This is a genomic window from Actibacterium sp., from assembly GCF_055134745.1.
The window spans coordinates 12,901-26,765 of the sequence record NZ_JBSRVX010000056.1; the positions used below are offsets into that span (position 1 = coordinate 12,901).

A 13,865-nucleotide genomic window follows, 5' to 3' on the forward strand; every position below is an offset into this window, starting at 1 on the left:
CCGTCAGGGCCGCCACAGCGCGGCGCGGCTGGCCAGCAGGCCCTGCGCCTTGGACAAAAGCCGGTTGAAGGGGCCGGCGGGCGCATTCGTGCCCTGCGCCAGCCGTTCGGCGGCGACCTCGGCGGGGCAGGGCGCACCGGTCAGCGGATCGAAATAGCGCGGATAGCCGATCAGCGCGGCATGGGTCAGCCCCGCAAGCGTTACCGTGACGGCCCGGCGTGCCGGAATCCGGCCCAGATCGCGCGTCAGCCCCCATCCCGCGTAAAACGGCGTGCCCAGGCATGTGATGGGCTTGCCGCGGATCAGCGCCTCGAAGCCCAGCAATGATGTCAGCGTCCAGACCTCGTCAGCGGTGTCGATCAGCGATATTGGATCGGCCCGTGTGGCCACCAGATCTGCCAGATTGGCGGCGTCAATGCCACCGGGACGCAGGCCGGCCTCGACATCGGGGTGGGGCTTGTAGATCAGAACCGCATCAGGATTTTCGGCGCGCGCACGCTGCAGCAGGGCCAGATTGGTGTTTTCGGTAAAGCACCCAAGCCGGATAGAGGCATCATCGGCGACCTGGCCGACCACCAGAATACGACGGCCCGGCGGCAGGGCAGGCAGATCGCGCGGCGGCAAATTGTATTTCGACAGCCGGTCGCGCGTCAGTTGCCGTATCAGCCGTGTGGCACGGTCCAGTTCGGCGCGGGGCAGCGCCGGGCTGGCGGCGATCAGGCGTTCCAGCCTGCTTTCGCGGCTGGGATCGTAATATATGCCCAGATCATCTGCCACCAGCGACAGCGGCGGCACCAGATCCGCCCCCAATCCGTTCGAGCGCAAAAACCCGTCTTCGACACGCACGGCCCCGGCAGGCGCATGTTTGCCCTGCGAGGCCCAGACCATGATCCGCCGACCGGTGTCCGCAGACAGTTGCGCGGCTTTGGCCGCATCATCGGTGAACCGCAGCCGCGCATATCCACCGTAAAAACGTTGCAGGGGCGCGCGTTTCCACAGCCGCATATGCATCGCGATCCATCCGGCGTGGTCTTCGCGCCATGCGCGGGCCTGCGCGGCCAGAATATCCGTGGCGGTTTCAAAATCGCACAGCCGGTCGCGGAAGGGATCGTACCAGATCGGGGCAAGGATCATCGCGGCGGCAAACAGTTGCGCCCGCGTCAGCATCCTTTCACGGCGTGGCACGGGGTTTTCATCCTGGGTCAGGCCCCAACCACCATAAAAGGGCTGCCCGAAGACACGCGGCCGGTGTCCGGCCAGGATGGCCTCGAACCCCATCTGGGATGAAATCGTATACACCGCCACAGCGCCTTCCAGCAGGCGCCAGGGTGATACGGGATCGCAAAACAGGTGCGTGCGGGCATCTTCGTTTTCGTGGCCGAAATGGCCGTCACGATGGCCGGCCGCGGTTTCGGGATGGGTCTTGATCAGGATGCGCGCGCCAGGATGTTCGATCTGGGCAAAGGCCAGCATTTCGCGAAACCGGTCCCGCCCCGCACCCGAGGCCGTGACGGAAGCATCGCCCACCGTCTGGTCGATCACCAGAACATACCCCGGATCGGGCAGCGGCGCGACGGGGTCAAAGGCATTGTATTTCGACAGATCCAGCGCGCGCAGCCGTTCGATGCCGTCGCGCGCGCGGCCCAGAAGGGCGGTGTCGTCCAGCGGATGCGTGGCCAGAAGGCGCTCAAGATCAGAGGGTGTGGCGGGATCGAAATGCAGGCCCGAACGATCCAGCAACAGGCCCGAAGGCGGGCCGCCCGCCGCCCGCCCCGGCAGGACAGAGCGCAAGAAAGCGTCCTCGACCCGCAAGACAGGAACATCCCTCGCGCGCGATATCGCCTGACCGCGCGGGGCGGTTGGCGATTGTCCCCAGACACCGATCATGTCATCGGGGCCGGGAAGACCCAGCTTGATCTGATACCCCGCAAGCTCCAGCATCCGACGGACCCGGCCCTGGGTCAGAAAACCGCCATTATAAACGAAAAGCCTTCGGGGGCTGGTTGCACCCCCGAAGGCATGATGACCGGTCGGCGCCGGTTGCCGCATCACGAATTACGGCTTGCTCAGCGCGGTGACCGAGTTGACCGAATTCGCTCCGCCGGTGATTGCGCTGAGTGTTTTCATCCACTGAACGAATGGCGCTTCCGTGACATAGACCGTATCGCCATCCCGGATCACGAAATCGCGGGCCATGAACATGCCGGTGGGTTCGGTCAGATCCAGAACATAGGCCATGCGCTGGTCGCCCTGAAGATCGGTTCGGCCCAGAACCGCATTGGCGATTTCCGCCGGTTCGTTGCGCAGCACGAAGACGCCCTTGGGATCGGCCAGCCCGGAGCTAAGCCCGCCCACCTGTGCGATCGCTTCCAGCGCTGACAGGGTCTGGGTGTTGAAGGTTACACGGCTTTGCGCTCCGGTCGCGCCAAGCGCGGTAAAGGCGCGCTTGTCCGGTTCCACAAGAATGCGGTCGCCGCCCCGCAGGGCGATGTCAAAGCCGGGCTGTTCGAACAGGTCCTGAAACCAGACCTTGCTGCGCTGATCGCCGCGGATCACGGTGATCTGGGCAATTTCCGGGGCGATTGTAACGCCGCCCGCGGCTGACAGCATGTTGGACAATGTGCGCGTGGGGCGCTCGATCGGATAGATGCCCTGGGCGCCGACACTGCCGATGATCGACACGCTTGACCCGTTCCCCGCCAGACGCCGCACCACGACCTGCGGATCGGGGGTTTGGGCATCCAGCTTTTCAGTGATGATTTCACGCAGCCGTTCCGGCGTGTTGCCCGCCGCGCGAATGCGTCCGGCATAGGGGATGAAGATAAACCCGGCACCGTCGACCTGCACCTCTTCCAGAATGCTGGCATTGGCGCCTTTTTGCGCCAAAAGCCCGTCATCCACGTTTTCATAGATCGTCAGCCCCAGCGTATCGCCCGGCTGGATCATGTCCGACCCGACAAGCCCGGCGCGCTGAAAGGCGCTGGAAAAGCCCAGCGCGGGCACAACGGCGGTTGCGCGTGTGACACGATCATTGACGGACACGACAAAGGCATCGCCCTGGCGTTCAACGGAACCGCTGTAGATTTCGCGCTTGTTCGGGCCCGATCTGGGCAGGCCGCATGCCGCGACGCCAGATACAAGCGCCATCAGGATCAGCGACCGGGCTGTGCGGACGACTAACTTGTTCACTAAGAAACTCCCTGGTTTACACCAGCGGAACAAATGGCACGCCGCATCCGGAAACGCCAAGCACGGCACCCATAAGGGCAACCGCCCTGATGGCGCGTATCAGCAAGATGACATCGGCCCTGTTCCCCGGTCCTGTTTTCACTGCCTCGTTTTTTTCGATCCTACACAACTGTGGATAAAAAACCAGCCTGCGATTGCAGAGGCTTATTCAACCAAACGCAACTGTTGCCGTGGTGCCGCGCCAGACTGGCGCAGGGTTTCATAGGGGTCTTGGGGGGCCAGCATCATGTCGACGATCTGCCGCAGTAATTGTCGCCTTCCGCGCGCCGAATAGAACCCGCCCGCGATCTGCGAGGTTTCCAGCAGGAACCGCCGGTAATCACGATAGGCCACGACATCCGGCCGCTGGGGCGCGCAAAAGAATTCGGCCAGTGGCTGATCGGAAACGAATTCAGGCTTGCAATAGACCGCCCGCCCAAAAGCCCTCAGAGGCAACCCGCGCCACAGCGCCTGATGCCCGGCGGTGGAATTGACCGTTACGGCGCTGGTGGCATTGTCCAGCAGCCGCGCCAGTTTGCCGCCGCGCACGAAATGCACCCGATGTTCCTGCCCTGCGGCGCGGGCAAGCCTGCGGATGTCGCGCCGCAACGGCAGGCGACCGTCTTCCAAAGGATGCGCCTTGAAGACAAGATGGTGATGCGCCGGGGCCCCTTGTGCAAAGCTGTCGATACACAGGCGCAGGAATGCGTCCATGTCGTCAAAGGTTCCATGCACCTGAAAGCTGGCGTCATGCTCCAGTTGAAGCAACACCAGATGATAGGGGAACCCGCCGCGATTGATCCGCCGTGTGGCCAGGAACCGTTCCAGCGCATGGGCCGGCATGCCCAGCAACTTGCGCAGATACAGGCGAAATTCACTGCGGACGCCAAGCGCCCTGTGCGGCATGAAGTTCGGATAGTCACGGTTCATGACCAGCACGAAGAAATGATACAAGGCCCCGTAAAATATGTGATGGCGCATGTCGCCCCAATGGGCGGGCGCTTCGGGGTGATCGGCGCCGGTGGCGTCCAGGGTTGCGCGCATGTCATCCAGCGACAGGGACATCAGCCGCGAATGCCCGTTCGATCCGTCGCGCTCATAGGTTACCCAATAGGGGCGCAGATAGCCTTCCTCGAATACGTGAACGGTCAGTTGCAATTGGCGGGCCATTGCGATCGCGCGGGCATGTACGGCGCGCGTATCGCCATAGAGCACCAGATCGGTGATGGCATGGCGCGCGATCAGATCGCTGCAGGTGTCGTGCCAGTCGTCGGGCCCGCCCCGAAAGGCGATATAGCTGGCACGGTCGTGCCAGAAGGCGCGATCGCCCTGGTTGAACCCCACCCGCCAGACCTGCGCACCGGCACGGCGCAGTGCCATGGCAAGCTGATGAAAAAACGGCCCATGCGGCCCCTGCAGCATGAGAAAGCGCCTGTGTCGGGCGTCTGGCCCTGTGTGATCTGCGCGTCTGTCCCTCATTGCCGACAGTCTTGCCTGCAATCCACGGGTTTGTCATCCGCTTTGGCATCCTCGTCCCGCGCGCGGCGGCATTGTGATGCACCGTCTTGCCCTGCGCGCGATCCGGGGCTAGGTCAGGACAAGGCAAAAGGGGACGGCCCATGTTTACAGGTATCATCAGCGATATCGGAATAATCCGCGATCTTACGCAAAAGGGCGATCTGACCGCCCGCATCACCACCGCCTATCCGCCCGAAAGCATCGCAATCGGGGCGTCGATTGCCTGTGATGGCGTCTGTCTGACGGTGACCGACCGCGGCAGCGATGATCAGGGCGGCTGGTTCGATGTCGATATCTCGGCCGAGACCGTATCGAAATCCAATCTGGGTGACGGGGGCTGGCGCAAGGGCAAACGTATCAACCTGGAACGCGCGCTGCGGCTGGGTGACGAACTGGGGGGGCATATCGTTTCGGGCCATGTCGATGGCGTGGCCGAGATTGTGGCCATGATCCCGGAAGGCGACAGCCTGCGCGTGACCTTTCGCGCGCCCGCGCCGCTGGCGCGCTTTATCGCGTCCAAGGGATCGGTTGCCCTGAACGGCACATCATTGACCGTGAACGAGGTCAACGGATGTGACTTCGGGGTGAATTTCATACCACACACGCAGCAGGTCACGACCTGGGGCGATATCGCGCTGGGCGACCGTATCAATCTGGAAATAGATACGCTGGCCCGCTATGTGGCCCGGCTGGCGGAATTCGGCGCCTGATCGCGCAAGATCCCGCCTGACACGGGGATGCTGCGCGCACTGGCCAAGGCGTAAAACTTGCAGTATCCCGGCGCGAAGCAACAGGGGGGCGGTCATGTCACAAACCGAATACACGGACGCGATCTCGGGGATCGAAGACATCATTGAAGATGCCCGCAACGGCAAGATGTTCATTCTGGTCGATCACGAAGATCGTGAAAACGAAGGCGATCTGGTGATCCCCGCGCAGATGGCGACGCCGCAGGCCATCAACTTCATGGCGACCTATGGCCGGGGGTTGATCTGTCTGGCGCTGCCTGGTGCGCGCATTGATGCACTGGGCCTGCCGCTGATGGCCTCGCAGAATTCTTCGCGCCATGAAACTGCCTTTACCGTGTCGATCGAGGCGCGCGAAGGTGTCAGCACCGGCATTTCGGCCCATGACAGGGCGCATACAGTCGCGGTCGCCATCGACGCCAGCAAGGGCCCGGGCGATATCGCAACGCCCGGTCATGTCTTCCCGTTGCGTGCGCGTGATGGTGGCGTTCTGTCGCGTGCGGGCCATACAGAAGCGGCCGTTGATGTGTCGCGGCTGGCAGGTTTGAATCCCTCTGGTGTGATCTGCGAGATCATGAACGAGGATGGCACCATGGCGCGCCTGCCGGATCTGGTGGCCTTTGCCCAGCGGCACAATCTGAAAATCGGGACGATTTCCGATCTGATCGCCTATCGGCGCAAGCATGACAATCTGGTCAAGGAAACCGCTGTGCAATCGGTGCATTCGGTGCATGGTGGCGATTGGATGATGCGTGTCTATACCGACGAAACCCAGGGCGCCGAACATATCGTGCTGACCAAGGGCGATCTGAGCGGGAACGAACCCACGCTGGTGCGTATCCACGCAATGGACCCGCTGCGCGATGTGCTGGGCCTTGATCCGGCGCGCGTGAATGAAACGGGGCGCTCGATGGAGATCATCGGCGCCGAAGGTCGTGGTGCGATCGTTCTGCTGCGCGATACCACGATGAAGCTGGTGACCGGCGGTTCGGCCTCGCCGCAGACGCTGCGCCAATACGGAATCGGGGCGCAGATCCTGGCGTCGCTGGGAATTCATAACCTGATCCTGCTGACAGATGCGCCGCGGCCCAGGCTGGTCGGGCTGGATGGCTATGGGCTGTCCATCGCGGGCACCCGCAGAATCACGCAAGAGGACTGAACATGGCCGGAACCGAAATCCATCACCAGTTGCCCTTGCCGGGCTTCGACAAGCCGGTCAAGCTGCTGATTGTCGTGGCGCCATATTACAAGGACATCGCCGATAATCTGGTGGCGGGGGCGCGTGACGTGCTGCAGCAGGCCGGGGCGACCTTCGATCTGGTCGAAGTGCCCGGCGCGCTGGAAATTCCAGCCGCCATCGGGCTGGCGCACCGGCTGTCGAATTTCGATGGCTATGTCGCGCTGGGTTGCGTGATCCGGGGCGAGACGACACATTACGATACCGTGTGCAATGACAGCGCGCGCGCGCTGACGATGCTGGGCTTGCAGGGGGCCTGTCTGGGTAACGGTATCCTGACCGTCGAAAACCGCGATCAGGCGGTGGTGCGCGCCGATCCGCAGGGCCAGAACAAGGGGGGCGGGGCTGCGGCGGCTGCATTGCATCTGATCGCGCTGTCACGCCGCTGGGGCCGCGCCACCAAGGGCGTGGGCTTTGTTCCGGGGGGCGGTTTTCAGGTCGCCGATGACGGATCGACCCGCACATGAGCCGCATTTCCGAAAAGCGTCTGATGAAATCGGCCGCGCGGCTCTATGCCGTGCAGGCCCTGTTCCAGATGGAACATTCCGGCCAGACCGTGGATGCGGTGCGTGACGAGTTTGAGACGCACCGCATCGGCGCTGTCTATGAGGGCGATGAAATGGCCGAGGCCGATATCGGGCTGTTTCGCGCCACGCTGGAGGCAGTGGTCGAACACCAGGCCGATATCGACCAGATGACCGACCGCGCCTTGGTCGCCAAATGGCCGATCGACCGGATCGATCCCACCCTGCGTGCACTGTTTCGGGCGGCGGGCGCCGAACTCGTGGCCAGCCAGGTGCCGCCCAAGGTGATCATCACCGAATATGTCGATGTGGCGCGGGCCTTCTTTCCCGAAGGGCGCGAACCCAAATTCGTCAATGCCGTTCTGGACCATATGGCGCACGAGGCCCGACCGGACGGGTTCTGAGGCACCGCAAGCCGGTCAGCCCGCAAAATCCAGATCGGCCCAGATGGGCAGGTGATCCGAGGCCCGCACGGCCAGCGCGGTTTCCGACACGCCCGATGCCCGCAACGAAAGATTCGAACAAAAGGCGATCCGGTCCAGCGCCGCAAGCGGGCGCGCGGCATGAAAGCTTCGGCCGGGCGCGTGGATGCGGAAGGCCGGGGCAAGTGGCGCCAGCCCGCCTTGGGCAGACCATTCGTTGAAATCCCCCAGAATCACGGTGGCCATCGGCGGCAAGGCCGCCAGATGCGCGGCCAGCGCCGTCAATTGCCGTTTCCGATGGCTGCGGGTCAGGCCAAGATGCGTTCCGATAACCCGCAATGGCCCAGCGGCATGCGCGAATTCGGCCAGCACCGCGCCGCGCGGCTCCAGCGAGGGCAGGGCGATGCGTTCAGTGCGGCGCACTGCCAGACCGGGCCGCGCCAGAATGGCGTTGCCATGCCAGCCCAGGCTGGTGTCATTGTCTGCCAGCACCACGGGCGCAAGACCGGTCCGGTCGGCGATCTCGTCCAGGGGCAGCGCCGAATGGCGCGGCGCAAGCCGTTTGTCGGCCTCTTGAAGGGCGATGATATCCGCGCCGATGGCGGCGATGACATCAAGCGTGCGCCCGGGACGGCGGCGCCAGTCAAGGCCCACGCATTTGCGGATGTTATAGCTGGCCAGCCTGACAGAGGCGGCGTCCGGACGGGTATGAAGCATGAATATCATATGGTGGTGCGCATGCCGCCAGAAAAGCCCGTCTTCACCGGCCTTGCCGCAGAGACGGACCGCGCCTAGTCTGGCAGGATGCGTATGCGCCGTGATCCGATCATTATCTATGGTATCCGGGCGATCCTGATTGCCGAGGCATTGCGCGCCGCGATCCTGGGCAAGATGCCGCTGGTTTTTGTCGCGCTGGCGACGCTGGTCCTGTCGATGCTGCCGCAACTGGTCGTGCGCCGTTTCAATGTGCAGCTGCCTGTCAGTTTCATCGCCGCCATCACGCTTTTCGTCTTTGCCACGTTGTTTCTGGGCGAGGCATCCGGCTTTTACGAGCGCTATTGGTGGTGGGATCTGCTGCTGCACAGCGGTTCGGCCGCCGGGATGAGCATACTTGGCTTCCTGTTCGCGCTGTTTTTGTTCGAGGGCGACCGCTATGCCGCGCCGGCCTGGGCGATGGCGCTGATCTCGTTCAGCTTTGCACTGACCATCGGTGCATTATGGGAAATATTCGAATTCGGCATGGACAAGGCCTTTGGCATGAACATGCAGAAATCCGGGCTGGACGATACGATGGGTGATCTGATCGTTGATGCCATCAGTGCCGGTATCGTGGCACTGGTCGGCTTCTTCTGGCTGAAAAAGCGTGAATTTGGCGGGCTCAGCGGGTTGATCGAAGAATTCGTCCGGCTGAACCGGGCGTTTTTCGGCAAATTCCGCTGATGCGACGATATTGACGCTTGGAAACGTCATGGGCTGCGCTATGTTATTAATATTCTTATAGTGGAATGTGTCATGCCAAAGCTCGTGCGCCTTTACATTCATCACACGCTGATCGGCTTTGCCTTGTCGGGCGTGTTCGTTGCCGCGCTTTTGTGGCTGAACGTTGCCAATCTGTGGCATCTGGTGTCAGGGTCATCGGCTGGCTGGCTGGCCGGGTTCATGCTGTTCATGTTCAATGGCATCGTGTTTTCCGGCGTCCAGTTCGGGATCACCATCATGCGGATGGCTGAAGATACGCCCCCCGATGGCGGAAGCCGCCCCAGGAACGTGGCACTCGAATTGCAGCCGGTGCCGGTGCGGAATCTTCGCCGGGGTGTCGGTGAAGCGGCGGGAACCACCAGACAACCGTAGAGGTAAGCTAATTCCCGAGGACCTGTTCTTACAGGTGGGAACCGGGTAACCGGACCAGGGTCCGGACAGAGCCAGTTCCCTCGGAGTTGCTTAAGGCCACCGGAATTTGACCTCGGCACGAGAAGGGCAGAACCCGCCATCGCGATAGATAAGCCTCTGCTCTGGCCTTAGCAAGGGTTGCGAGATGTTCACGTATTGTTCATATTTGTGCTGATGAATGAGTTTCGACAACCCGGACAGATTCTGGCGCGTGGCGTTTGCCGCCACTTGCGCAGCCACGGTTTTGTCAGTGTCGAGGAACTGGTGCCGACGCGCGGGCTGCGGGTTGATGTGATGGCGTTGGGGCCAGGCGGGGAAATCTGGGTGATTGAATGCAAATCCTCGCGCGGCGATTTTCTGGCCGACAGCAAATGGCAGGGTTATCTGCCTTGGTGTGACAGGTTTTTCTGGGCGGTCGATGCCGATTTTCCCGTGGATCTGTTGCCTGACGAAACGGGATTGATGATCGCGGATGGGTATGATGCCGAGATTCTGCGTTTTGGCACGGAATCGCGCCTGCCCCCCGCAAGGCGCAAGGTCATGACGCAGAAATTCGCCCGCCACGCCGCCAGCCGGTTGCAGGCGCTGCGCGATCCGGGGCCCGGCGGCGTGATCATGTGATTCGTGCGTGACACGAAACTTTGCATCTGTGCAGGGGGCTGACCGCTCAGCGTTTCTTTTTCGGCTTTTGTTCTGTGCCGATCGCCCGGGCGCGGGCGGCTGCGGCGCGGATTTCCTCGGCGATCTCTTCGGCCTCTTCGGGGTCGAAATCCAGCGGCAGGTCTATGCCGCTGCCCTCGACATAGATGCGCACCATGCCTTCGGTCGTCGGTCCGATCTGAAGATTGGCCGCGATATCGCTTTGCTTGTCGATGCCCATTTTGGCCTCCGGTCTGTTCCGATCGGGGCGTAACCCGTCATCACGGCACTGGCAAGGGGCGCATCGTTTTCAGGTCTTGCACCCTTGCAATTGTCTGCCTGTGGCGCTAAATCCCGCGCCAGTGCCGCCTTAGCTCAGTTGGTTAGAGCGCTTGATTGTGGATCAAGAGGTCCCTGGTTCGAGACCAGGAGGTGGTACCATCCTTCACATTGCCGGCAAATGGGGCGGCGCGGGCTTGCGCAATGGCGGCTTTATGGCCGACACCCTGATGCAATTCGGAGAATGCGATGCTGGATGGGGCTGTCAGAAAGATCATTGATCCGGGGCTGAACCGGGCGGGGCGGTTGTTGGCGCGGACCGGCCTGGGGGCCAATCAGATCACGTTGGCCGGGCTGGTAATGGGGCTGGTCGCAGCAGCGATGATCGCATCAGGCGTGCCGGGGTGGGCGCTGATACCGCTGGGATTGTCGCGCCTGGCGGATGGGTTGGACGGTGCCGTGGCACGCGCCACGCAGCGCACCGATTTCGGCGGTTTTCTGGATATCGTCAGCGATTTCGCCTTTTACGGGGCAGTGCCGATGGGGTTCGTCTGGGCCGATCCGGGTGGAAATGGCGCGGCGGGGGCGTTTCTGCTGGCCAGTTTTTACACCAACGGGGCTTCTTTCCTGGGCTATGCGGTTCTGGCCGAAAAGGGCCGGATGGTCAGCGCGGCGCGGGGTGCAAAGTCGCTATACTTTACCGGCGGCTTGCTGGAGGGGACCGAAACGATATTGTTTTTCGTGTTGCTTTGCCTGTTGCCTGGCTGGTTTGCACCGCTGGCCTGGGTGTTCGGTGCGCTGTGCTTTGTGACGGCCGGGGCGCGTGTCTTGCTGGCCTGGCAGGTTTTCGGCAAGGGATAAAGTTTTCAGGAAAACTTTGATGCCTTCGGCAAGAGTATTTGGGCCCAGAAGAGGGGTCAGTCGCCAGATTCGATCGAGACGGTCTGGCGAAGGGTTCCGGTCATGCTGTCGAAGATCAGGATGTGCTGGTCTTCTGTCACCACGGCATACCAGCCCGTTCCCCGGGTAAAGGCGACTGCCGTTTTCCCCGCAGGCAGCCGGATGGGGTCGGGCAGCGGCACGGATGTCTTTTCGGGGGACAGGCGGATGACAAGCAGGGCGATCACGATTACAAGCCCTGCGATCATCGTTGCCGTCAGAACCGTGACGAGAACACGCAGAAACCGCAGGTTGGGGGGAACGTCCCCGGGAAGTGAGCCTTTTTCCATGTCTGTCATGCGCCGGCTTTCGGTGGTTATCGGGCCAAATCCGCCCTCTCGTCTTGATAAGGCGCTTTCGCGTGACGTGCCAGAGGGTGTGGGGCTGTCGCGGTCGCGCCTGGCCAAGATCATTGCCGAAGGTGGCATAAGCCGGGGCGGGGTGGTGGTGGCCGACCCGCGCGCCAGGGTCGATGAGGGCGACGTGCTGGAGATCTGCTTTGGCGAGGTGGCCGAGGTGGCCGCCGCAGCCGAAGCGATCGTGCTGGATGTGATCTATGAGGATGATGCGCTGATCGTGGTGAACAAGCCGGTGGGCATGGTGGTGCATCCGGCACCCGGCACCCCGTCTGGCACATTGGTCAACGCATTGCTGGCCCATTGCGGCGATACCCTGTCTGGGATCGGGGGCGAGCGGCGGCCGGGCATCGTGCACCGGATCGACAAGGATACCAGCGGGCTGATCGTTGCGGCCAAGTCGGATGTCGCCCATCAGGGGCTGGCCGCACAGTTCGAGGCGCATACGGTCAACCGTCATTACAAGGCCGTGGTGCATGGACTGCCCGATGCGGGCGATCCGCGATTGCGCGGGATAAGGGGGGTCAGCTTTGAGCCGGGCAATATTCTGAAGGTGACGACGCATCTGGCGCGGCACAAGACCGACCGTCAGAAGCAGGCGGTTGTCTTTACCGGTGGGCGACATGCCATCACCCGCGCGCGGGTCGAGGAAGCCTTTGGCGCGCCGCCGGTTGCCGCCTTGCTGGATTGCTGGCTGGAAACCGGGCGCACGCATCAGATCAGGGTGCATATGGCCCATGTGGGTTGCGGGTTGATCGGGGATCAGACCTATGGCGGGCGGCGCAAGCTGTCGGAAAAATCCATCGGTGCCGGTGCCGTGGCGGCTGTTGCCGCGTTTCCCCGTCAGGCGCTGCATGCGGCGATCCTGGGGTTCGACCATCCTGTTTCGGGCGAAAAACTTGAATTCGAGGCACCGCTGCCGGAAGATATGCAGGCGCTATTGCAGGCCTTGCGGGGCTGATCCGTGCAAGATTTCGTGAAAATACGAAATGTTAAAGAAATTTCGACGGAAACTCGCACAACTGCCGTTTAATAATGTTAAGAGGGTTAACTTGAAGGGACGCCCGCGTGTCCTATCTTGTTCCCAAAGCGATTGAGAGGACAGCCATGAACAGTTACGCAAATCTGCCGGCACCCAGCCCGGAACAGGGGCTGAACCGCTATCTTCAGGAAATCCGCAAGTTTCCGCTGCTCGATCCGGAAGAAGAATATATGCTGGCCAAGCGGTGGGTCGATCATCAAGATACCGAGGCCGCCCACAAGATGGTGACCAGCCACCTGCGCCTGGCGGCGAAAATCGCCATGGGCTATCGCGGCTATGGCCTGCCGCAGGCCGAGGTGATTTCCGAGGCCAATGTCGGGTTGATGCAGGCGGTCAAGCGGTTCGATCCCGAAAAGGGCTTTCGTCTGGCCACCTATGCGATGTGGTGGATCCGTGCCAGCATCCAGGAATATATCCTGCGATCCTGGAGCCTGGTAAAGCTGGGCACGACCAGTGCGCAGAAAAAGCTGTTCTTCAACCTGCGCAAGGCGAAGGCCAAGATTGGTGCGCTGGAAGAGGGCGATCTTACGCCCGAACACGTGGCCCGCATCGCCCATGATCTGAGCGTGAGCGAAGAAGAGGTGATCAGCATGAACCGCCGGTTGTCGGGCGGCGATGCGTCGCTGAATGCGACGGTCGGCGCTGCGGATGGCGACAGCATTGCCCAGTGGCAGGACTGGCTGGAGGATGAAGATGCCGATCAGGCCTCGGATTATGCCGAGCGGGACGAACTTGAAAACCGGCGCGAAATTCTGATGCAGGCGATGGACGTATTGAACGAGCGCGAGCGTGACATCCTGATGCAGCGTCGGCTGGAGGATCAGCCCGTGACGCTGGAAGACCTGTCCGGCCAGTATGGCGTCAGCCGCGAGCGGATTCGCCAGATCGAGGTGCGGGCCTTTGAAAAACTGCAAAAGCGCATGACGGAACTGGCCAGGAAAAAAGGTATGCTGGCCGAGGTCTGATTTTACTTTTGCTTGAACTGAATCAAGGCGGCATCGGGCAGAATCGGGCTTGATGCCGCTTGTCGATACAGGGGGCTTCA

General features: G+C 62.1%; 16 protein-coding genes and 1 tRNA gene. 11 read left to right on the forward strand and 6 right to left on the reverse strand.

Annotated features, from left to right (window positions below; genetic code table 11):
* Positions 1 to 3: 3 nt before the first annotated feature.
* The 3 genes from ACTCHC_RS12350 to ACTCHC_RS12360 all read right to left on the reverse strand — a co-directional run bounded on the left by ACTCHC_RS12350 (position 4) and on the right by ACTCHC_RS12360 (position 4,707).
* Complete coding sequence (locus ACTCHC_RS12350) at positions 4 to 2,049, reverse strand: capsular polysaccharide biosynthesis protein (protein WP_463022804.1); 2,046 nt, start codon at positions 2,047 to 2,049, stop codon at positions 4 to 6.
* A 6-nt stretch (positions 2,050 to 2,055) separates the two neighbouring features.
* Positions 2,056 to 3,147, reverse strand: a complete 1,092-nt coding sequence (locus ACTCHC_RS12355) for a polysaccharide biosynthesis/export family protein (protein WP_463022838.1) — start codon at positions 3,145 to 3,147, stop codon at positions 2,056 to 2,058.
* A gap of 246 nt (positions 3,148 to 3,393) precedes the next feature.
* Positions 3,394 to 4,707, reverse strand: a complete 1,314-nt coding sequence (locus tag ACTCHC_RS12360) for a capsule biosynthesis protein (RefSeq protein ID WP_463022805.1) — start codon at positions 4,705 to 4,707, stop codon at positions 3,394 to 3,396.
* Positions 4,708 to 4,847: 140 nt separating this feature from the next.
* On the opposite strand from ACTCHC_RS12360, the gene ACTCHC_RS12365 reads away from it, so the two are divergent.
* The 4 genes from ACTCHC_RS12365 to nusB all read left to right on the forward strand — a co-directional run bounded on the left by ACTCHC_RS12365 (position 4,848) and on the right by nusB (position 7,657).
* The gene (locus tag ACTCHC_RS12365; protein WP_463022806.1) at positions 4,848 to 5,456 is read left to right on the forward strand and encodes a riboflavin synthase; all 609 of its coding nucleotides are present in this window, start codon (positions 4,848 to 4,850) and stop codon (positions 5,454 to 5,456) included.
* 94 nt (positions 5,457 to 5,550) lie between these two features.
* On the forward strand, positions 5,551 to 6,651 hold the full coding sequence (ribB, locus tag ACTCHC_RS12370) for a 3,4-dihydroxy-2-butanone-4-phosphate synthase (RefSeq protein ID WP_463022807.1): 1,101 nt from the start codon (positions 5,551 to 5,553) through the stop codon (positions 6,649 to 6,651).
* A 2-nt stretch (positions 6,652 to 6,653) separates the two neighbouring features.
* On the forward strand, positions 6,654 to 7,196 hold the full coding sequence (locus ACTCHC_RS12375; RefSeq protein ID WP_463022808.1) for a 6,7-dimethyl-8-ribityllumazine synthase: 543 nt from the start codon (positions 6,654 to 6,656) through the stop codon (positions 7,194 to 7,196).
* Positions 7,193 to 7,657 carry a transcription antitermination factor NusB gene (gene nusB, locus ACTCHC_RS12380; RefSeq protein ID WP_463022809.1) on the forward strand — a complete coding sequence of 155 codons (465 nt, stop codon included), beginning with the start codon at positions 7,193 to 7,195 and terminating at the stop codon, positions 7,655 to 7,657. The genes ACTCHC_RS12375 and nusB overlap by 4 nt, the downstream gene beginning before the upstream one ends.
* 15 nt (positions 7,658 to 7,672) lie before the next feature.
* Here nusB and ACTCHC_RS12385 read toward each other — a convergent pair whose 3' ends face one another.
* Positions 7,673 to 8,392, reverse strand: coding sequence for an endonuclease/exonuclease/phosphatase family protein (locus ACTCHC_RS12385; RefSeq protein WP_463022810.1), 720 nt, complete (start codon positions 8,390 to 8,392; stop codon positions 7,673 to 7,675).
* Positions 8,393 to 8,485: 93 nt separating this feature from the next.
* Between ACTCHC_RS12385 and ACTCHC_RS12390 the strand changes: the two genes are divergently transcribed.
* From ACTCHC_RS12390 to ACTCHC_RS12400, 3 genes are all read left to right on the forward strand, one after another.
* Entirely contained in the window at positions 8,486 to 9,115 is a 630-nt protein-coding gene (locus ACTCHC_RS12390; RefSeq protein ID WP_463022811.1) for a hypothetical protein, read from the forward strand.
* Between the two features lie 72 nt (positions 9,116 to 9,187).
* Entirely contained in the window at positions 9,188 to 9,526 is a 339-nt protein-coding gene (locus ACTCHC_RS12395) for a hypothetical protein (protein WP_463022812.1), read from the forward strand.
* Between the two features lie 213 nt (positions 9,527 to 9,739).
* Complete coding sequence (locus ACTCHC_RS12400) at positions 9,740 to 10,186, forward strand: MmcB family DNA repair protein (RefSeq protein WP_463022813.1); 447 nt, start codon at positions 9,740 to 9,742, stop codon at positions 10,184 to 10,186.
* Between the two features lie 46 nt (positions 10,187 to 10,232).
* Here the strand turns inward: ACTCHC_RS12400 and ACTCHC_RS12405 are convergent, their stop codons facing one another.
* A complete protein-coding gene (locus ACTCHC_RS12405; protein ID WP_463022814.1) occupies positions 10,233 to 10,445 on the reverse strand; it encodes a DUF6324 family protein in 213 nt (70 codons plus the stop codon).
* 123 nt (positions 10,446 to 10,568) lie between these two features.
* Between ACTCHC_RS12405 and ACTCHC_RS12410 the strand changes: the two genes are divergently transcribed.
* Both ACTCHC_RS12410 and ACTCHC_RS12415 read left to right on the forward strand, forming a co-directional pair.
* Positions 10,569 to 10,645, forward strand: a tRNA-His gene (locus ACTCHC_RS12410).
* Between the two features lie 87 nt (positions 10,646 to 10,732).
* Positions 10,733 to 11,344, forward strand: coding sequence for a CDP-alcohol phosphatidyltransferase family protein (locus tag ACTCHC_RS12415; protein WP_463022815.1), 612 nt, complete (start codon positions 10,733 to 10,735; stop codon positions 11,342 to 11,344).
* A 56-nt stretch (positions 11,345 to 11,400) separates the two neighbouring features.
* Here the strand turns inward: ACTCHC_RS12415 and ACTCHC_RS12420 are convergent, their stop codons facing one another.
* Complete coding sequence (locus ACTCHC_RS12420; RefSeq protein ID WP_463022816.1) at positions 11,401 to 11,721, reverse strand: DUF6476 family protein; 321 nt, start codon at positions 11,719 to 11,721, stop codon at positions 11,401 to 11,403.
* On the opposite strand from ACTCHC_RS12420, the gene ACTCHC_RS12425 reads away from it, so the two are divergent.
* Entirely contained in the window at positions 11,711 to 12,739 is a 1,029-nt protein-coding gene (locus ACTCHC_RS12425) for an RluA family pseudouridine synthase (protein WP_463022817.1), read from the forward strand. The genes ACTCHC_RS12420 and ACTCHC_RS12425 overlap by 11 nt on opposite strands.
* Before the next feature lie 146 nt (positions 12,740 to 12,885).
* Positions 12,886 to 13,785 (forward strand): RNA polymerase sigma factor RpoH, encoded by a 900-nt coding sequence (rpoH, locus tag ACTCHC_RS12430; RefSeq protein WP_463022818.1) that lies wholly within the window; start codon positions 12,886 to 12,888, stop codon positions 13,783 to 13,785.
* The last annotated feature ends 80 nt before the right edge of the window (positions 13,786 to 13,865 follow it).